This is a genomic window from Palleniella muris (assembly GCF_004792655.1).
GTDB lineage: Bacteria > Bacteroidota > Bacteroidia > Bacteroidales > Bacteroidaceae > Prevotella > Prevotella muris_A.
On record NZ_SRZC01000005.1, the window covers coordinates 93139 to 113887 of the forward strand.

Genomic DNA, 20749 nt, shown 5'->3' on the forward strand with positions numbered 1-20749 from the left:
GATTATAAAGCATAAGAATCAATGGCACTAAAATGTGGTATAGTAGGACTGCCTAACGTAGGCAAGTCAACACTTTTCAACTGTCTGTCAAGCGCAAAGGCGCAGGCGGCAAACTTCCCTTTCTGCACAATAGAACCTAATGTGGGCGTGATTACCGTACCGGACGAGCGACTGACAAAACTCGCGGAGATTGTCAACCCGGGACGTATCGTACCGGCAACATGCGAGATTGTAGACATCGCGGGACTTGTCAAGGGTGCAAGCAAGGGTGAAGGTCTCGGAAACAAATTCCTCGGCAACATCCGTGAGACGGACGCCATAATACACGTGCTCCGCTGCTTCGAGGATGACAACATCACACATGTGGACGGGAACATCGACCCTATCCGTGACAAGGAAATCATAGACACCGAACTGCAACTGAAGGACCTTGAGACCATAGAAGCAAAGTATGCAAAGACACAGAAGATGGCTTCCACGGGCAACAAGGACGCAAAGGTGGAGTTCACCGTGATGAGTGCCTACAAGGAATGCCTTGAGGCAGGGCGCAACGCACGTACAGTAACCTTCGAGAGCAAGGAGGAGCAGGACGCTGCAAAGAACCTTTTCCTGCTGACTTCAAAGCCTGTGCTCTATGTCTGCAACGTCGACGAGACAGCAGCGAAGGACGGCAACGAATGGACACGCAAGGTTGACGCTCTCGCAAAGGAGGAGGGAGCGGAATCAATGATTGTCGCGGCAAAGACAGAGGAGGACATCGCGGGCTTCGAGAGCTACGAGGACAAGCAGATGTTCCTTGAAGAACTCGGACTGGAGGAGTCCGGAGTGAACCGCCTTATCAAAAAGGCTTATGCCCTGCTTAACCTCCAGACGTTCATCACAGCCGGAGAGATGGAGGTGAAGGCATGGACATACAAGAAGGGTTGGAAGGCTCCACAGTGTGCCGGAGTGATACACACCGACTTTGAGAAGGGCTTCATCCGCGCCGAGGTGATAAAGTACGAGGATTACATCAACTACAAGTCGGAGGCTGCCATAAAGGAAGCCGGGAAACTCGGCATAGAGGGTAAGGAATATGTCGTGCAGGACGGTGACATCATGCACTTCCGATTCAATGTTTAGTTGCAGAGGAAACATTGCGAAGCATGACATGACGAATCATGATGCGACATGTTTAATCATGATACAACATACTTTGTCATGATTCATCATGCCGCATCACATCCATAAAAAACAAAACCATGAATCTATTCATCAACTGGAATCCTGACCTCGTGGCACTCCACCTCGGTCCGCTGTCCTTCAGGTGGTACTCCATTTGCTGGCTTATAGGACTGCTGGGGGCATACCTATGCGTCAGACGGCTCTACATACAGCAGAAGTACGGCGAAGAGAAGTTCGAGCCGCTGTTCCTATACTGCTTTTGCGGAATAATCATCGGAGCACGCCTCGGCCACTGCATATTCTATCAGCCTGACTATTTCCTTGCATCGGCAAAAGGCGTGTTCGAAATGTTCATCCCCGTGCGACTCTTCGGAGACGGCATCATAGATTCCTTCTCCACAGGGCAATGGAAATTCACCGGATACGAAGGACTCGCATCCCACGGAGGCTCCATCGGAGTACTCCTCGCTATATGGATGTACTGCCGGCACATGGGCATGAAACTGTTCTCTGTGTTCGACATGGTCGCAATAGCCACACCGATAACAGCAACATTCATACGCCTCGGGAATCTCATGAACTCCGAAATCATAGGCAAGCCGACAGACCTACCATGGGCATTCGTCTTTGAGCGCGTAGACATGCTGCCACGCCACCCGGGACAACTCTACGAGGCTCTCTTCTACGCCTTCACCTTCCTCATCCTGTGGACTATCTACAGCCGTAACGACAGGCTCGCAATAACGGCAAAGAAAGAGGGAAGGAAGCATTTCATAGGCTCAGGACTTTATTTCGGCATACTCCTGTTTGCCATCTTCACCTTCCGCTTCTTCATCGAGTACACCAAGGAGGAGCAGGTGGATTTCGAGAACGGCATGCTCTTCAACATGGGGCAACTGCTCTCCGTTCCGTTCATTCTCGTGGGAGCATTCTTCATCCTCCGCGGACTAAGAAAACAACAGCAGCCACATACTGTTTAATCCTAAAACAATCATGACAAACTACAACAGCAACGAATTCAACATCACTCCCGCCGTCATCAGGAACGTCCTTTGGGGAATAGGAGCAGTGATAGTGGTAACAATCAGTATGGCATTCATCCGCCCGTGGTACAACGTATGGTCACAGGAGATGGAAGGCAAGGCGGAGTTCGCCAAGGCAGAACAGAACCGCAAGATAAAGATTGAGGAAGCACGCGCCAACCTTGAGGCTGAGAAACTCAATGCCCAGGCGGAGATTGAGCGCGCAAAAGGTGCTGCCGAGGCAATAAGGATAGAGAACGGAAGCATCACTCCGACCTACATCCAGTACCTTTGGGTGCGCCAGCAGTCGGACCTGAGCAACAAGACCGTCATCTATGTGCCTACCGAGACCAACCTCCCTATCCTTGAGTCGACACGCATGAACAACCTGTTCCAAAACCGGGACAGCAACCAATAATACACAAATCTCCAACAACTGCTTATAATGTATGTTACTTACAAGCAACTGTTGGAGATTTTTTTAGCAACAACACAGGAATAATGGCATAAGAATCACCTTGCCGTGCCCCATACACCACACCTGACATTGTGCAATCTTGCATACATACTTATATAGTGCAGAATTGTCATGGGTAGCGCATTCCCCTTTGGCGCAGCATGCCAATGTCCTCTGAATCAAGCCCTATCTTGTCGAGAGGGACAGGCTTGTTGTGATCATTGAGGTAATGGCGAGGCGTCTCCGTGTACATTCCGCCTGCCACGGAAAGACTGTCATTGCGGCAAGGGGTGGCGATGCCTGCCATGGAAAGCAGGGTATGGAACACTACAGCGTTGCTTGCCACACTCTTACGCGCATTGGCAGCGAGTGCAGCCGGCACGCTTGGGAAAGCCTGACGATAGGCTGGTGATGTCCAGACGATGAACGGCACATGCATATCGTAATAGGACGGCACAGGTGAGGCATGGAGGAACAACCCGCGATTGTCGTCGAAAATGTTCTCGCCATGGTCAGAGGTATAGAGCAGGGCAGACACGGCTCTGCTCTTTTCGAGCAGTCCGATGATGTACGAGAGAAACTTGTCCGTCTGCCGGATGGTGTTATCGTATGCGTTCACAAGTTCACTTCTGTTGGACGCTATGGCTTCCGTGGCATCGTCAGGGCGGAACACTGCCGCATTGCGCGGATAGCGTTCGCGGTAGTTGAAGTGCGAGCCATAGGTGTGAAGGACAATGAACAGCTTCCTGTAGCCCTTTGTCATGGTCTTTTCAACCATGTCCGCCAGACGGTCATCGGAGATGTTCTCCGCATCCTTTGCTCCGTCCTTGATGAACTTCCACTCATCCGCCTCCATACCGAAGATGTCGATGAACGAACGGTTCGGTCTCTGGTTGGAGAAAAAGGCGGTATGGAAACCGGCTTCGCGGAATGCCGTGATGATACTCTTCTCACGATAAATGCGGTCATAATCCTCTGCAGAAGCGGCAGAGAGGAGCATCGGCACACTCTTGTGGGTTGTGTTTGACTGTGTGAGGACGTCAGTGAACACACTGACTCCCTGCATCTTTGAGAGCCTTGGAGTTGTGTTGCGGCCATATCCGTAGACACCGAAATTCATGGCGCGTGCCGTCTCTCCTATGACAAAGACATAGACTTCCGTGCTGTCTTTGGCATGTGTAGGTCTGGCGTTGAAGGTGAATCCCGCCGAAGTCTCTGCATAATGTGCCGTGGCATCAGACCTTTCCACGGCAAGGACAAGGTTGTAACAGACATTCACAGGGTACATATCGTTCTCTATCCTATAATCCTCATCGGTGGCATAAGCTACTGCCAGAACCGCCACTCCTGCTGCAAGCAAGGCAGAAGCGAGCTTGCGCTGCCGGCGGATGAACGCCTTTTCGAGTGTTTCTTTCCGCCTTAAGGAGCACGTACCAAGCACAAGTACGGGGATATAGACGACAACCACCGTGGCTACAGCCGGCACAAGATTGTCAAGAAGCTCAAGAGCCTCACCGGGATTGGTGGTGACAAGGTTTAGGAACATGTCCACTGCTATCACGGAACGTCCGAAGAGGTAGAGCAGAACTATCTGGAATGCCGCGAAGAAGATAAGCGGGAAGAGTGCCCACACCATCCTTCCCGGACGGCGTGAGAGAGTCATCGCAAGCCATACGGCAGCGACTGGCACAAGAATGTTCGCCAGTTTGCCGGGCAAGGACATGCTCTCGGTGAAGCAAAGGGCTATGTTTGGCATTGCCAGCACTATCACCATGATGGCGAAAAGGTGGCGTGGAGAAAGTTTTTTCATTGCGTTGTTTTGTTGTGTCAGCCGGGTCAATATTGACAATTATGTCAGTATTGACCCGGCTGTCAGTACTGACAGTAATGACATTATTGACAGTACTGTCCGTATTGTTATCGCCTTTCCTTAGAAAGCCTCATTGATATTGAAGATGAAGCCCGTCTGTCCGCCCTTTCCTATGCCATAGTCCAGGCGCACATTGACATCCTTCTTGAACTCCCAGCGGTAGCCTACGCCGAAGTTCGGGAGTATCTTGCGAGTCCGGAGCGCACTGAACTTGTCGAACACCGTGCCCGCTCCTGCCCACACAGCTATGCCGTTTCGCTTCCAGACATGCTGCCTCAGTTCCGCCTGCACCTCTATCTTGTGCTTGTCACGGTAACGCCCCTCATAGTAGCCTCGCATGGAATAGGAGTTGCCAAGCCTTGCCATCATGCCCCACGAAGGGTTGCCGAAGTTCATCTCGCTGCGGAAATCCGCTGCAAAGATGCCACCTTTCCACAGACGGCTGTAGACATCAAAGCGCACGTTTGTCGTGCTGAAAGCATAGTCATTGCCAAGAAACTTCGGGCGGAATATCTGCGATATGTTGAGATACATTCCCTTTTTAGGGTTTGTGAGCACATCACGCGAGTCGTAGCTGAAGGCAAATCCCGCGCCAAGATTCCACACATGGCGGTCCATACCCTCAAGAAGTTCCGGGCATTCGATGTCCTTTCCACTCACATAATCGAACGTTACAAGCGGTCCGACATAAGTGTTGTTGGCTATGCGAATCATGAAATTCGCCTGAATCTGTGCCTGCCACCTCTTCATTTCGCTCTTGTTGGCATCGTTGTTGCCGTTCTCGTAACCTATGCCCCAGTAGTTGCTTGGGAAGGAAAAGAAATAAGTCGTATAGTCAAGGCGGTATCTGTCCTTCGGGAAAATATGCGTTCCGCGCACTCCGAGCATATAGAATCCCACGGTGGAGACATCGCCGAAGATGCTCACATTCGACGGTGGCAGCAGCGTGTCATTGCGTTCCGTGCGGTAAAGCCCCGCCGCCACAAGTCCCAGACCGAACTTTGTGTCGGTGCTGTAATGCGGCCCGCCGATGATGCTGAAGTCGAATTTCTTGTATTCCTTCGGCTTGTTGGCATCATTGAAATAGTCAAGAAACCGCTTCACGAGTCCGCGCTTCTTGGGCACACTGTCACCGAGAGCCACAGTATCCGTGCTCTCAGGACGTTCCATTGCCGCCGTTCCCATGGCAGGCAGCAGGGCAAAAAGCAGTGCCGGGAGTAGTCTTGTCATCTTGTCAGTGAGTTTTGTCCGGTTCAATAAACAAGTTTCACATTGTCAATCCACAACGTGTTGCCTGGCGTACCGATGAAAGCGCCGCCATGGCTTGACGCAAACTGCAGGGAGAGGTGCGTCGGTTTCTCGTTCGCCGCAGCCCATCCTGTCTCTTTGACAAGCACACTCTTGCCGTGGCTGTTGCGTGCATAGTCGATGCTGCGAAGACCCATCAGCGCTGCATCATACTTTGGATTGTTGCGGATGTCCCCATAGAGAATCTCGTAAGTCGCACCGTTCACCCAACCGTTGGTGCTCTTGCCGTACTTCACGACCATTGTTCCCACGCGCTTGGCGGTGATGTTGCCATTAGCATCCTCCGTGCGCTTCTGCAGGAAAAGCACTGTGATGCAATAGTCCTGCCCGGGGACAGTGCTCTTGCTGCTGAATCCGGTCTGCCTGATACGGTTCTTTTCGCCTGTCACATACACCTTATAATCATATTTCAGAGCCTTCGGGCGCTGCGTGAACGGTATGCCCCAGTTGATGCTCTTCGGACCGTCCTTCGTTCCGGTGATAGGCTCCGCCACATCGCCGAGGAACAGAGAGCCGGCGGCAAGCACCTTTATGTTCATCATGCCGAGCACCTTCACGCTCTCGATGTGCGTCGTCAGCTTGGCGCAGTAGCCGGAGTCACGCTTGTCGCGCGTCACGGAACAGTTGGTCTTCACCACTCCCATGACCTTCGCCATGACGTTCGACGTGCCCCAAGGCGAACCGCCTGCGTTGCTATATGCCTTGTTCCCGTCGATTGTCCGGTTAGGTCCCACCTCATAGAGCGTCTTTGTCTTTCCTCCGATGACAGCCGATTCGTGGATATTGCGTATCACCCATTGGTTCATGTCACCATAGTGCAGCATCTTCTCAGTATGCTGTGCCACCGCATTTGCTGCATGGAAAAGCAAGGCTGCAGCAAGTGTTGCTGAAAGAAGAATAGTCTTTTTCATATCTTTACGGTTTTTTGAATAGTAACGTTGCATTACGTTGTGCAAAGGTAAACCAATAAAAACGAATTAGAAAACTATTTGTGAAAAATAAGTTTTCTAACCCGACAAATTCATAAAAATTAACACTATTCCATGGAATCGGCACGTTTTTCGGGAAAGAAAGTGCCATATCTTCTTGGTGTATGCCACACCTCGTTGCAGTATACGTCACAGAGGGGAAAACGAAAGATAACCTTTCACCATGCAAAAGGTTACGATTGACACGACAAAAGGTTACCTTTCACAATGTAAAAGGTAACCTTCTGTTATGCAATGCACAATTTATTGATATTCAGTTATATACAAAATCACTTGAAAATCTTTTTCCTGCCGTTCCTGACATATATCCGTCCGGGGACAGGTGTGACGACACGCCGTCCGTGAAGGTCATAAACCACACCACTGCCATTACACTCACCGTTGCCCTTTCCCTGTGCATCGATGTCACGGATACCTGTGGCGTTGCCGTCAAGGATGTACCGCAGACCGGCATAAGCGTCTATCACGCCGTAGCCGTCCATGACATTCTTCTCGCGCAACTCACCGTAAGTGAGCGGATTCCGTGACGACTGACTGTCCGAGGGGACTGGGTTGGCGGTGTGCGCGATGATGTCCGTCACCTGCCGCGGCGTCAGTGTGGGGCACGCTTCAAGCCATGTCGCAACGATACCGCTGACGACGGGCGTGGACATCGATGTCCCTGTGAACGCTGCCCAGCCGTAGGTCCTGCCGTCAAAGGCAAACTGTTCGGTGCATGTGCGGAGGTCTCCGCCATTGGCGATGTATGTCCCGCTAAGCGCAGACTTGATGTAGGTTCCGGGAGCGCATACGTCCGGTTTCACGAGTCCTGCCACCGTGGGACCGATACTGCTGTAGTCGGCACGGTGCTCCGCCGCGCCGTAGTTGTAGGTCTGCCATATTCCGGCATGGTTGTGATAGCCGTTGCGTGCGTTTGTAGCACCCACGCAGAGGATGCCCTCCAACCCTCCGGGCGACAGGATGTTATGCGTGTTGTCGCAATCGGCAAGCGCAGGATTGAGTGTGTTTGCCGTGAAATACCCTCCAAGAGAATACGCCTCTATCTCCGTCCCCTCACCGATGAGCTCGAGTGACACACTTATGTCGCGTCCGACAAAGCCGTTGTCGGTGCGTGAGATAAGGAATTCGGTGGCTGTCTCCCCATTGTTGTATGCCGAAGAGTAAGCTGCGGCGGCAATAGGGAACGTTATTCCTCCAAGGCGGACTGTGTCGGTGAGAAAGCCGTCCTCACATGTGAGTATCTCTTCCGTCGTGATGTCCTTGGCAACAGGTGGCATGCCGTCAGGGTAGAACGTAAGGCGGATGGTCATGCTTCCTGTGGAGCGGAACGTGTAGCATGGCCGCTGTGCGGTCTGTATGAACGCCCCTGCCGACGGTTTTTCTGCCGCTTTGAGCATGTGAGTGTTGTGTATCGCCTCGTTTCCAGCCGAAGCGACAATGATTCTTCCCTCCCCTTGCAGTGCCGCAAGAGCCTCCTGCATGAGGATGTCGTCACCGTAGAATCCCATTCTGCTGCCCTCGCTGAACGACGCCACACACGGTTTGCCCACGGAGGCGGCATAGTCGAAGATGTATTTGAAACCGAGAATGTCCGTAGCGGAAGTGTATCTGTACCGCTCTTCCTCAGGGACAATGGCGTGATTGTCCGAGGTGTAGTTTGCCACAAGACAGATGTCCGCATCGGGAGCCATACCCCTGTAAGGCGTCATACCGCTGCCATTCCGGCCCGAACCTGCCGCAGAGCCTGCCGTATGCGTGCCGTGGGAGATGAATGTGGCGTCTGTGCTGTGGCTTTTTGCCATGAGAGCATCATCGCCGACATACTGCCTGCCGACGGTCACTGTGTCCGCATCGATGACGGGTAGTCCGCTTTCCGTCCTGTCAAGCTGGTCCCACAACGCCCTGATGCGCAGCGATTTGCCGTCACCGGTGAGGAATGTGGGGTGGGTAAGGTCAAACCCGATGTCCATAAGTCCCACGACGACACCCCTGCCTGTGTAGCCATGGAGCATTGGCTGCTCCTCCCTCGGCATCTCCCAAACGAGCCCCTGTCGCGTCACCACTGCCGCAGTGTCGTTGGTAGCGGTACACGGCATGCCGGCTTCTATGCGCACGACATCGTTGCGGCGTGCCATATCGCCGAGTCTTGCAAGCGGTATTGACGCGATAAAGAGGTTGTTCGGGAACTCCGCAAGCACCCTGCAGCCCTCCGGAACGACACCCGAAGCGGTCTTCACGAATGCCGTAATCCGTTGTTTCTCAGTCTCTCCCCTCTCTCCTTTGGAGCGCATTGTGGCGGAATGTTCAAGCCATGCCTTTCTCACGAGTGATGACATCTTCTCTTTTTGTCCCAGCATTGCGGTGGGAAAGAGCAGGATAAGGAGCAGTGTATGCAGTATGTTTCTGTATGACATATAGTTACGGTTATTGCTGATTGTTCATGTCTGCCGAGGTGCAGCCCGACTTTTGCAAAGTTATTTTATCTTCTCATAATCTGCAAGAATTTTGAGGTTTAATTTGCACTGACGGCATAAAGGCTGGCAGAAAAAATGAAAAACATCTTGATTTCATGTTTCAGTTGACACAAGATGAACTGTCTGCTTTTCTGAAGCAAGATAATCGTTTGAGGTCGCAAATTGCGACCTCAAACAGAGGAGGACTCAGATATTTGCCATTTGTATTTACAGAGAACGGTATCGCTATGCTGAGCAGTGTCCTGCGTTCCGAAACAGCAATCAATATAAACATTATGATTATGCGTGCGTTTACAGCCATGCGCCGCGTCATTACATTAAATGCCCAAGTGTTCCAACGCATAGAAACCATAGAGTATCATCAATTGGAGATGAAGAAGCGCCAAGAGGAAACTGACACAAAGATAGAAGAAGTCTTCAAGCGGTTGGATGCAGGCATTGAGCAACACAAGCAGGGCATTTTCTACGATGGTCAGACATATAATGCCTATGAGTTTGTATCAGGACTTATAAGACAAGCAAATGCAAATATTGTCTTGATAGACAACTATGTGGATGAGACTGTGCTGACATTACTAAGCAAAAGAGCCGCCGATGTGAAAGCCACAGTCTACACCGACCGCATCAGCCAACAGCTTCAATTGGACATCACACAGCATAACAGCCAATATGACCCCATTGATGTGTAAGTTTACAAGCGTTCGCATGACCGTTTTCTTTGCATCGATGACAATGTTTATCATTTCGGTGCATCAATCAAAGACCTGGGCAAGAAATGGTTTGCTTTCTCTCTGTTGGAGGATTCCCATCCGGCAGACCTCATAAACCGAATTAATAGTGTCATGTAGCAATTCCTTCACCTGCATGCCGCATCAATCATTTCCAGTTCCTCTTGCGTGAAAGGAGCGGAAGAGAGGGCTTTGAGGTTTGTCGCCAGCTGTGGGACAGAGCTTGCGCCGATGATGACACTCGTCACGCGCTTGTCGGCAAGAATCCATGCCAGAGCCATGTCGGAAAGGGCTTCGCCACGCTGTCCTGCAATCGTGTTGAGCGTCTTTATCGTCGCAAGCATCTTCTCGGAAAGGACATCCTGCTTCAGATGATTGCCGACAGCCATGCGCGAGTCGGAGGGTATGCCGTTGAGATAGCGGTCGGTCAGCAGCCCTTGTGCCAACGGCGAGAAACCGATGAAGCCCACTCCGGCATCGCAAGCCTTGTCAAGAATGCCTGAAGTGGCGACTTCCCTGTCAAGGATGCTGTACCTGCCCTGATAGATAAGGCACGGTACATCACGCTCTTTCAGGTACTTGAAAGCGTAGTCCGCAGCCTCCAGGGGCCACCGCGATATGCCGACATACAGTGCCTTGCCTTGGCGCACGATGTCCACCAACGCCTGCAGGGTCTCGTCCAACGGTGTCTCAGGGTCGTAACGGTGGGAATAGAACAGGTCGACATAGTCAAGGTTCATCCTCCGCAGGCTTTGGTCAAGACTTGCCATAAGGTATTTCCTTGAGCCCCAGTTACCGTAAGGGCCTTCCCACATGTCATAACCCGCCTTTGAGGATATGAACATCTCGTCGCGATAGGGAAGGAACGATTTCTTCATCATCAGTCCGAAGGTCTCTTCCGCCGAGCCGTAAGGAGGGCCGTAGTTGTTGGCGAGGTCGAAATGCACCACTCCGTGGTCAAAGGCGTAATGCGCCATTGCCAGTGAGTTCTCAAAGTTGTTCACACCGCCGAAGTTATGCCATAGTCCCAAGGATATTGCCGGCAGTCTCACACCGCTCTTTCCGCAGCGCACATACTGCATCCCTGCCTCATAACGGCTGTCGGATGCCTTGTAAATAGGTGGTATCATAGTTACGGTTTTATTTGTTTCTCATGCTTTGTCTTTAGTTTTCCACGCAGATTTCGCTGATACACGCAGATTTAAAAAGACTGTTTATACCAAACCATCTGCGGCTATCTGCGGAATCTGCGTGACATTAATCACATCACTACCGTGCCTTTCAGCGTTGCGCTTGACGACTCAGTGATGCGCACATTGACATACTCGCCCGCATGGAACGCCACTTCCCTGCCCTCAGCATCCGTCGCCACACGGTCGAAGACAACCATCTTGTTCTGCGAAGTGCGGCCGCAAAGCTGCTCGCGCGAACGCTTGCTGTACCCCTCGACAAGCACCTCGAAGGTCTTGCCTATGTCCTTGCGGTACTGCTCGGCGGAGATTTCCGTCTGCAGGCGTATCATCTCATTAAGGCGGCGTATCTTCTCCTCCTCGCTGATGTTGTCGGGAAGGTGCTTGCTGGCGTATGTCCCCGGACGCTCCGAATACTTGAACATGAATGCGGAGTCGTAGCCCACCTCCCTCATCAGCGAGAGACTCATCTGGTGGTCCTCCTCCGTTTCATCATGATAACCCACGAAAATGTCCGTCGTTATGGAGCATTCCGGCACTATGCGCCTTATGGCTGCCACACGGTCAAGGTACCATGCGCGAGTGTACTTGCGGTTCATGAGCTTCAGTATCTTGTCGGAACCCGACTGCACAGGCAGGTGGATGTGCTTGCAAACGTTAGCATATTTCGCGATAACCTCCAATGTCTCGTCACTCATGTCCTTCGGATGGGACGTCGTGAAGCGCACACGCATCCCCGGAACAGCCTCTGCCACCATGGCAAGAAGCTGCGGGAAAGCCACCGTTTCGCCATTGTTCTCCGCACAATAGGAGTTCACATTCTGCCCGAGGAGCGTCACTTCCCTGAACCCGCGCTCACTGAGGTCACGGCATTCGTTGAGGATGGACTCCACCTCACGGCTGCGCTCACGGCCTCGGGTGTAAGGGACGATGCAGTAATGGCAGAAGTTGTTGCATCCGCGCATGATGCTCACAAAGCCTGACAACCGCTGTCCGCGGGTGCGCTGAGGGAGAATGTCTTTGTAAGTCTCTGTCAGCGAGAGTTCTGTGTCTATGGCTTTCTGCCCCAACTCACACCGGGCGATGAGGTCGGGAAGGGCGAGATAGGAGTCAGGCCCTGCCACCAGACTGGCATGATGCTTCTCCAACAGTTCCTCCTTCATGCGCTCCGCCATGCAGCCGAGCACACCGAGAATGACCTTGCGCCCTTTGTTGCAATAAATGTTGTGCAACGTCTCCAGACGATGCAGCACCTTGTTCTCCGCATTCTCACGCACGGAGCACGTGTTAAGGAACACCGCGTCGGCGTCTTCCACCGACTCACACAATTCGTAGCCTGCCATTCCCATGACAGCGGCAACAACCTCCGAGTCTGCCACATTCATCTGGCAGCCGTAGGTCTCAATGAATAATTTCTTCATACTTTGTTCTATAAGTTTTGGAAACATCTGCAAAAGTAATCATTTTTCCCGATAATACACACACCTCCGACATTTTTTTCAACATGGCACATCAAATCCTGAAATAAAAGGCAGCAGTCCAGACATAAATTCCATGATATTACTTCAAGCATGACATTGTACCAAAAGCAGACACCGTATTGTTAATTAATATAAATTACAAGGCTTGTTTGTTAATATTTGTTACCCCCCTAAAGAAGATAAGAATAGTCAAAAGAATTGCTACCTTTACAAAATGAAAATAAAAGCATTGCCACAAATGCTGATTATTAACACTATGCAGCAAGTGGAAAGAGCGAGAAAGAATACTAATACATAAATGCCTTTATTGAACAACATCATATAAATAACAAAATAAAATTTGGATTATCATGAAACAAAATGTATCCCACAAGAAATTCATCCGCATCTGTCTCATGTGCCTCTTATCCATTGCCATTCCACAACGCCTGGCTGCACAAGGTGATGCCGAAGCAGCAGACTACAAGGGAAAAGGCATGGCACTTAGTGAAGTGACTTTAGCCAACAGGGCAGACGACATACCGGACATCACCAACACCCAAGCAACCCGAATCCTCCTCTACAACGTTGGCAAGGACATGTTCCTCAATGCCGGAGGATACTGGGGCACACGTACTGCGACATTCACAGTGGGACTGCCGCTTATTTTCTCAAAAAGCAAAAAAAGCAGTGCCTACTACATCCGAGGCCCATTCGCCAATCCGCGAGGCGATGCTACCGGTTCCGTCCTGGCTTTTGTGAACGACAAAAGCCTTACCAGACGAGGACTGTACTATGACAGAAACGTAAACTATACCTCCCTGAACAACCCTGACTTCTATTTTGAAAAGGTAAATTCAGTCACTGATGACAATGTCTACAGGATATACATCTCGCAGAACTACAGCAAATACTACCTTTGTGCAAACTGCCCGATGATTGTCAATGTCTTCGAAAAAGGAAACAACAACCTTGTCAGGGCATTGACGGAATCAGAACGCCAGAACCTCAGAATCGCTGAAGAGTATACGTATTGGAAAATTGTCTCTGACAAGAACATGGAAGCACTGTTCACCGAGGATTACAAAGGAAAGATGAACACTCTTGCCGACGCCTCTTTCCTCATGCGTGCACAGGGCTTCAACATCTCGAACATCTACAATGAATACAAGACTGTATACGGAAGAGGATGGCGGACAGAAGGAAAGGTTGAATATGTTACAGGATACGAACAAGCCTTTGCACATATCCATAATGGAGACACAGGCGGTTTTCTTGCGCAGCTGGCACCTAATTTCGGCATGTTCCAGTGTGCCGGACTCCGAAAGGCAGAGAAGGGGAACAAGCTCTACCAGACTGTCACACTGAGCAAAACAGGATGGTACATGCTTGAATGCCAGGGATTCTTCAATGACGAGAACAAACAGGCTCCTTATGCCAACCTGTATGCGAAATTCCTTGACGACAACGGAAAAGACCCAGTGAAAGGCTCGGCAGCATGGGCAACCACCCCATTGCTCGGAAAGTCATATGGAGAGGCTCCAGAAAGACTGGGCAAGGTGGATTTCAATGAAGAGACATTCAAGGCAGTCGTTTATAAAGGAAATGCTTTCCTTGCCGATGACATAAGTGACGGGAAAGTGTCCAACAAGGTAGAGGCGGGAGTGCTGTTCTATTCAAGACTCTACCCGAACTCTGTCATGATTTATGCAAACATCCCTGAAGGCAAGAGCAAAGTCCTTGAAGTCGGCATTGAGATGACAAAAGACATGGTGAGCCCGAACACCGACAATGCCGATGCTGCTGAAAACGACTATATCTATGTCGACGACTTCCGCCTGAAATACCTTGGAGAGAGCTTCGCACTCAGCGAGGACTGGAACAACTTCAAGAAACCGGGAAACAATACGTCCGAGGAGGACTACACGGCATCTTATGCCAACAAAGCCCTGATTTTCAAGCGCACCTTCACCACTGGCAAGTGGAACAGCATCTGCCTGCCTGTAGACCTTAAGAAATGGCAGCTGCAGAAAGCATTCTCCGTGAATGTCAAGCTGGCAAAGCTGACAGAGTGCACACACACTTCCGAGCATGCCGGACGCATCGAGTTCTCACTCGTGCCCCTCAACGAAAAAGCAGACAACGACATTGTCATGAAGAGCGGTGAGTGCTACATAATCAATCCGGGCGAGGGAAGCGTCATAACCGAGGGGACAGCGGATGTCGGTGACGTCAATCTGTCGAACATTGCTCCGCCATACTACATCATACCCCAGGTTTCGCTCAACAAAAACAATATGATTGAAAGCGTTCTGAATCTCAACCCGGAGAATCTTAAGGGATTCCACGCATTTGACTACGAAGGAGGAAAGTACGTCAACGACAAGTCCTACGGACTCAAGGGTGCAGAATTCCAGAACTGCCGTCTTGACATCTACGCCACCTTCGAGGGCTCGACAGACGCACCTGCAAACTCCTACATCTTCTACGGAGGAGACATCTACCACCTCACCTCACCATTCCCGGTCCCAGGCTACAGCTGGTGGATAGTGGACCAGGATCAGGGCACTACTCCTGCGAAGCGCCACTCTCTGGCATTCGGCATTGGCGGCATCATTGACAACACGACGGTCATAGAAGGCATCACTGCCGGCACCGCAGTATGTGGCACTGCGGCTGTGTACAACCTCTGGGGACAGGCTGTCCGCCGAGGCACCACAGACCTCAGCGGCCTCCCAAGCGGAATATATGTCGTCAACGGAAAGAAGGTTTCTGTAAGATAATCACCTATAATATGAGGATGTGCCCTCATGGCGCATCCTCATGAAAAATCCTTAAGTAACTGTTGAAAATTAATTTATACTAAAACACAACTTAAATATAAAGTAATTTGCAACAGTTACTTATCAGAAAACTATGGAACACAAAACAACAAAAGAAGAAAAGACAATGAAAAAGAAAAAACCTTATATAGCTCCCGAAATAAAAATAATCCCCATGGACATGGAAAACCTCATGGGTAATCCTACATCATGGAATGTCTATGATGAGGAGGGCAACCCTACCGGCGATGGTGGCAGTGTCATAGAGGGCAACCCGGGAGAAAAATCCGGCGGAGCCAAGGAAAACCCGTTCTCAGGGCCTTGGGAACTGGATTTGTAATAACAAACACATATATGTGGAAGCAGGAATGTCGCCTATCATCCGAAAGACCTATAAGCAGACAATCCCCTCATCTTATGACAGAGCGTAAGACATTCCTGCACACATATTTCCGTGCCTATGCATGACTGCATAAGCCGGGAAGCATCTCTCTGCGACACAAACCGTAGGAATACGTGTATTACATCGGATAAGTGGAAGAACAAACGTTACGAAGCACCGTTCTGCGGACATCCGCAGGACTGTAATGAAGCAATACATTATCTTATATCATGAGAAACATATATTCCGTGGGCTTCGCCTTTTAAGGCTTAGTTCACGGTATTTGTCCGCATCCTACAATAATTTATAAAATGGTTTATAGTGTGAGAAAGAGAGAGGAAGCGCATCCCAAAGCCGTGACGGCCGATAAGGGTGCGCATTTTTTTTGTCTGCATGAGACATACACAAGAAAGGGGATAATCTCTCACATTGGGCAGCATCTTTGCTTGTGCCAACACTCACAAGGCAAGAGGATGTTATATTTTTCAGCCGATAATCCTAAAGTAATCACCTCACCTCTCTATGACCTTGTCAACGACATATTCATGCAGGGATATGAGGGTGTCATAATTGACGAAATCCATTATGCATCAGAGTGGAGCATACACCTGAAAGCATTGTATGATGATTTTCCCAACAAAAAGATTTGGGTGTCGGACTCTTCTTCGTTAGTGTTACGGACCGGGACCGGAGACCTTTCGCGCCGTTATGTCCCTATCAGAATGCCTTTGATGTCTTTCCGTGAATATATGCATCTTGAAACCGGAGAAAAATATGACAAATACAATATAGGTGACACCTTATTGCCTGTGCAACCGGATGCGGAACTGCTTAACCACTTCCGCAATTACCGCAGTCATGGCACACGTCCATTTTATCAAGAGAATAATTTCGAGGCTCGCTATATGGCAATAATTGATAAGATTCTAAGCAATGACATCCCTTTCTTCCTGCCAAGCATTTCGGATAATAACTTGCGTGTCATGCGTGCGATAATCGGAACACTGTCTGACAGTTCTGTCCCACGTGTGCAGGTATCATCTTTATGCTCGGACTGGGGAATCGGAGCAGAAAAGCTTTACCAGCTTATCTTTATTATGGAGAATGTTGAGTTACTGAGAGTAATCAGATTGCAGAATGATACAAAAGCAAGAAGTGTCGGAGCAAAAATGCTGTTTGCCGATCCATGTGCGTACATGGTTTTGGATGCTCACCAAGATACAGAAAGAGAAGCTTACGTTGTCAATTGCCTCACCCAAGCCGGCTATTCTGTCTCCGCCATGCGCAACGAGAAGGAAGGAGATTACATTGCCGCACTCGGCAAGAACTCAATTACATTGGAGGTCGGTGGGAAAAGCAAGAAACCCAAAAACGCCGACTATGTCCTTCGCGACAACACTGACTATCCTGCCGGCAACGCTATTCCTCTGTGGCTTCTCGGCATGATGTGGTAGGAAAGAAACATTATTTCCCGGACACAAAACCCTACAGAAACAGGATTGAGAAAAGAGAACAGGAATATAGGTGACCTTTCACCCGGTAAACCATGACACTTTATATGAAAAAAGGTGACCTTTCATTGTGTGAAAGGTCACCTTCTGATTTTCTGTCCGTAAGGTTACGATTAGTCAACCACCACAGCCTTGCCTTTGTAGATATACATACCCTTGGCAAGTCCGTCAAGGCTGTCAGCATTCCTGCGCACGCAACGGCCGTCGATGGTGTATATATTCGTGTTTGCAGGCATGGCGTCCACCGTGTTGTCCGTGATGCAGTCGATGCCTGTCATGGCATTCGCGTTCTGCGCCGCGGTGATGTGCGCCACAAGAGAGTTAAGGTAATGCTCAAGGTTTGTGTAGCCGTCGCTCTGCACCAGTGCACCGTCAGCGGCGTCGTTAGGGTTCAGTCCGTTGGCAAGCTCCCATGCGTCCGGCATGCCGTCCTTGTCCGTGTCGAAATCATCCGCACGCTTCTCTTCCTTCAGCACAGGGAATCCGCCTGCCTCATCCTGAGTGTTGACAAAGCCGGAGGCAAGACCCTTTCCTGTGTATGAAGCCTTTTTGTCGCGCACGTCACCCACGATGTATGTGTCGTGTGAGTCACGCCACAGCGATGCTCCTGCATACTCGAGTACGTTCGTGTAAGCCTGCTCCGCAGTATGCGTGGTGACAGGCAGATAGTCGATAGGCTCTTGGAGGCGCATTGCCTTCTTCACATCCTCGGTGAATGTGCCGTCCACCTTTCCGGTGTTAACCTGTGCATACATGCCGTAAGTCCATTGGTCCTGCGGAGTGATTCTGCTTGCGTAGTCAGGGTTCACATTGCCGTCGACATAGAACGTGCCCCACTTGTGCAGCATCTTCTTCCAGTCGTTCCATGTTATGGTAACTTTCTTGCCGTCAACATCGATTTTGTTTGTCGCCATGTCAATCTCGAATTTCCTGCCCTTGATTGTGACATAGTTCTTTCCGCCTGATGCAGAACCGCTGACATCCTTGTCCGTCGCAGCAATGCCGGTGGCAGACGTGTAGCTTGATGCGATTTTTTTCTTGTCAAGGCAGTAGTCAACAGTGCGTATGCCGATGTTGGCAATGCGGTAGCGTCGTGCCTCTGCCACTGTCGCTGTGGCAGGTCCCGGCTTGTAGTAGTTATTGACGATGTTCACGTTCATGCCCTCGCCCCCGTAGCAGCCCTCTCCTGCCCAGTTGTAGAAGACATTGTTCCGCATGTCCATGCGCTCATCCGTCTGAGTTCCGGGACGCGGACCGAGGCGTGGCACACGGGAAGTGTGGTGAGCCATAAGATTGTGATGATAGGACGCTCCCGAGCCGCCCCAGTTGCCACCATAGCCGTGCGCGCCTTTCGAGTGCCCCGAGTTTACAAGGCTCTGGTCGGCGATACACCACTGCACGGTGATGTTCTTGCTGCCATAGATGGAAAGGCACTCATCGATGGACCATGAGACAGAGCAATGGTCAATGATAATATCCTTGCGGTCCATGCCGCCGAGACCGTCCCCTTCATGTTTTGCAACATTCTCATTGCCGAGACGGAAGCGGAGATAACGTATGATGACATTGTCACCCTTGACGGTCACCGGCCATCCTGCTATGCAGATACCGTCGCCGGGAGCTGTCTGTCCTGCCAAGGTTGTGTTGGCAGTCACATTGAGTGGAGCCTTAAGGTTTATCGTTCCTGAGACATCAAAGACAATGGTCTTCGGACCGCTTTGAGCCACAGCCCAGCGGAGCGAGCCCTTGTTTGTGTATTCGTCCTCAAGGGTGGTGACATGGAGCACCTTGCCTCCCCTGCCGCCTGTGGTGTACATGCCGAATCCTTCCGCACCCGGGAATGCCGGCTGCTGTGCCACGGACGGCGTTGCAGCCATGAGTGCGAGAAGAAGTGTTGGGAAAAGTTTTCTCATGATGTTTGTTTTATGTTTTAGTTTTGTTATTTTGCCGGTTATGGTTCTTATGGAATTACAGTGTCGTCCGGAAATGGTTTTACAAACGGAGACCAAACTTGTTTGAAGTCTTCCGAACGTGAGTTTCTTATGCAAAGAAACGGTTAAGTGAGCGGAGACCAAACTTGTTTGAAGTCTTCCGAACGTGAGTTTCTTATGCAAAGTTATGCCTTTTGTCCGAAACAGCCAAATTTAAGCCCACATTATTACTATATATGAATGTTTTTCCCCTGCTTTCCAAAAGAATTTACCCCTATGCAAAAGTATATTAACGTGAGTTCGACGAATTGCCTACTATCCTACAATAATGATAAAATGCTGCCAAAGCACCGTGAAACGGTGGCTCTTTGCTAACCCGGTATGCTGCCCAAAGCAGCATGCCGGGTAATACAGGCTCTCCGACAGCACCGTAAAACGGTGCCTCACATTATAAAAACATGCCAATAGAGACTCTGCAGAGTGAGGCAGCGTCTTAGTTTCAAAAGATAATTGCAAATTAGTCGAACTCACGTTATATTACAGAAAGAATGACAAAGCATAGATTTGCCAATGGAGCTTGCTTACTTATAAAAAAACAGTATATTCAGGAACAGATAATTGAGAAAAAACTTGTTTTCTGTTCCGGAATATACTATTTTTGAATGATATGTACGGAATAGCTTATCTCCTGAACTCAAAAATCTTGTACAGATACTTCAGTGAGATAAAGCAAATGTTTGTGTACAGTCCGTTTCTGCGGCATGCCGTGACATTCTCTTTGCTTATCAACCATCTGTTGCGCATATTCTTTGTGCTTATGCCGCCGGTGCGCATGGTGACAAAATCCTTCTTTATGTATTTTGTCTTTATGCGCTGCTTGTATATCAGGCGGACCAAGAGGTCATAGTCGGAGGCTATGCGGTAGTCCAAGGAGAATGTGCCGCATCTCCTGTAGACATCACGTCGGACATAGAACGACGGGTGGGCAGGCATGAATCCAAATCTCAGCATCCATGGGCGGAACGGCGCACTGGAATAGTAGCGTACGCACTTCTCCGGATGTCCTTCGTTGATGAAATGAATGTCTCCATATATGGCATCAATATCGTCGTTTCTGTCAAAAGTCTCTGCTATTGTTGCCAAGGCATCGTCGGCGGTAAAAAAATCATCAGAGTTCAGCATGCCCACAATATCTCCCGTTGCCATTGCTATGCCTTTGTTCATGGCGTCATAGATGCCTTTGTCAGGTTCGCTTATGATGCGCATACTGCCAGCGAACTGCGGTTCGTATCTCTTTGCAATCTCTACGGTCTTATCTGTGGATGCTCCATCGATAATCCAGTATTCAATGTCTTTATATGTTTGTGCAAGCACCGATTCAATAGTGTCAGCAATAGTTCGTTCACTGTTGTAGGATGCGGTTATAATGGATATTGTCATA

General features: G+C 50.1%; 15 protein-coding genes and 1 pseudogene. 8 read left to right on the top strand and 8 right to left on the bottom strand.

What is annotated here, in order from left to right; genetic code table 11:
- Window positions 1–21: 21 nt before the first annotated feature.
- From ychF to E5358_RS04275, 3 genes are all read left to right on the top strand, one after another.
- Complete coding sequence (gene ychF, locus E5358_RS04265; protein WP_135939049.1) at window positions 22–1122, top strand: redox-regulated ATPase YchF; 1101 nt, start codon at window positions 22–24, stop codon at window positions 1120–1122.
- A 119-nt stretch (window positions 1123–1241) separates the two neighbouring features.
- Entirely contained in the window at window positions 1242–2144 is a 903-nt protein-coding gene (gene lgt, locus E5358_RS04270) for a prolipoprotein diacylglyceryl transferase (RefSeq protein WP_135939050.1), read from the top strand.
- A gap of 13 nt (window positions 2145–2157) precedes the next feature.
- Entirely contained in the window at window positions 2158–2604 is a 447-nt protein-coding gene (locus tag E5358_RS04275) for a hypothetical protein (RefSeq protein ID WP_135939051.1), read from the top strand.
- Between the two features lie 169 nt (window positions 2605–2773).
- Here E5358_RS04275 and E5358_RS04280 read toward each other — a convergent pair whose 3' ends face one another.
- The 4 genes from E5358_RS04280 to E5358_RS04295 form a co-directional block, all read right to left on the bottom strand.
- Window positions 2774–4453, bottom strand: a complete 1680-nt coding sequence (locus E5358_RS04280) for a phosphoethanolamine transferase family protein (RefSeq protein ID WP_135939052.1) — start codon at window positions 4451–4453, stop codon at window positions 2774–2776.
- A 120-nt stretch (window positions 4454–4573) separates the two neighbouring features.
- Window positions 4574–5698, bottom strand: coding sequence for a BamA/TamA family outer membrane protein (locus tag E5358_RS04285; protein ID WP_277821156.1), 1125 nt, complete (start codon window positions 5696–5698; stop codon window positions 4574–4576).
- A 68-nt stretch (window positions 5699–5766) separates the two neighbouring features.
- Entirely contained in the window at window positions 5767–6732 is a 966-nt protein-coding gene (locus E5358_RS04290; protein ID WP_135939054.1) for a PCMD domain-containing protein, read from the bottom strand.
- Between the two features lie 347 nt (window positions 6733–7079).
- Entirely contained in the window at window positions 7080–9224 is a 2145-nt protein-coding gene (locus tag E5358_RS04295; protein WP_135939055.1) for a S8 family serine peptidase, read from the bottom strand.
- A gap of 155 nt (window positions 9225–9379) precedes the next feature.
- Between E5358_RS04295 and E5358_RS15540 the strand changes: the two are divergent.
- Together E5358_RS15540 and E5358_RS15545 are read left to right on the top strand one after the other, a co-directional pair.
- Window positions 9380–9466: pseudogene (locus E5358_RS15540) on the top strand (hypothetical protein); the annotation flags it as partial.
- A gap of 93 nt (window positions 9467–9559) precedes the next feature.
- A complete protein-coding gene (locus E5358_RS15545) occupies window positions 9560–9973 on the top strand; it encodes a hypothetical protein (protein WP_422121060.1) in 414 nt (137 codons plus the stop codon).
- A gap of 167 nt (window positions 9974–10140) precedes the next feature.
- On the opposite strand, the gene E5358_RS04305 is transcribed toward E5358_RS15545, so the two are convergent.
- Both E5358_RS04305 and miaB read right to left on the bottom strand, forming a co-directional pair.
- Window positions 10141–11142: an aldo/keto reductase gene (locus E5358_RS04305; protein ID WP_135939056.1), complete on the bottom strand. Its 1002-nt coding sequence runs from the start codon at window positions 11140–11142 to the stop codon at window positions 10141–10143.
- Between the two features lie 131 nt (window positions 11143–11273).
- Window positions 11274–12623 (bottom strand): tRNA (N6-isopentenyl adenosine(37)-C2)-methylthiotransferase MiaB, encoded by a 1350-nt coding sequence (gene miaB, locus E5358_RS04310; protein WP_135939057.1) that lies wholly within the window; start codon window positions 12621–12623, stop codon window positions 11274–11276.
- A gap of 410 nt (window positions 12624–13033) precedes the next feature.
- On the opposite strand from miaB, the gene E5358_RS04315 reads away from it, so the two are divergent.
- From E5358_RS04315 to E5358_RS04325, 3 genes are all read left to right on the top strand, one after another.
- On the top strand, window positions 13034–15445 hold the full coding sequence (locus tag E5358_RS04315; RefSeq protein ID WP_135939058.1) for a hypothetical protein: 2412 nt from the start codon (window positions 13034–13036) through the stop codon (window positions 15443–15445).
- A 166-nt stretch (window positions 15446–15611) separates the two neighbouring features.
- Window positions 15612–15824, top strand: coding sequence for a hypothetical protein (locus tag E5358_RS04320; RefSeq protein WP_135939059.1), 213 nt, complete (start codon window positions 15612–15614; stop codon window positions 15822–15824).
- Window positions 15825–16177: 353 nt separating this feature from the next.
- Window positions 16178–17320 (top strand): ATP-binding protein, encoded by a 1143-nt coding sequence (locus E5358_RS04325; RefSeq protein WP_135939060.1) that lies wholly within the window; start codon window positions 16178–16180, stop codon window positions 17318–17320.
- A 170-nt stretch (window positions 17321–17490) separates the two neighbouring features.
- On the opposite strand, the gene E5358_RS15270 is transcribed toward E5358_RS04325, so the two are convergent.
- Complete coding sequence (locus E5358_RS15270) at window positions 17491–19254, bottom strand: pectate lyase (RefSeq protein WP_277821158.1); 1764 nt, start codon at window positions 19252–19254, stop codon at window positions 17491–17493.
- Window positions 19255–19989: 735 nt separating this feature from the next.
- On the bottom strand, window positions 19990–20748 hold the full coding sequence (locus tag E5358_RS04335) for a glycosyltransferase family 2 protein (RefSeq protein ID WP_135939061.1): 759 nt from the start codon (window positions 20746–20748) through the stop codon (window positions 19990–19992).
- Window position 20749 lies beyond the last annotated feature (1 nt).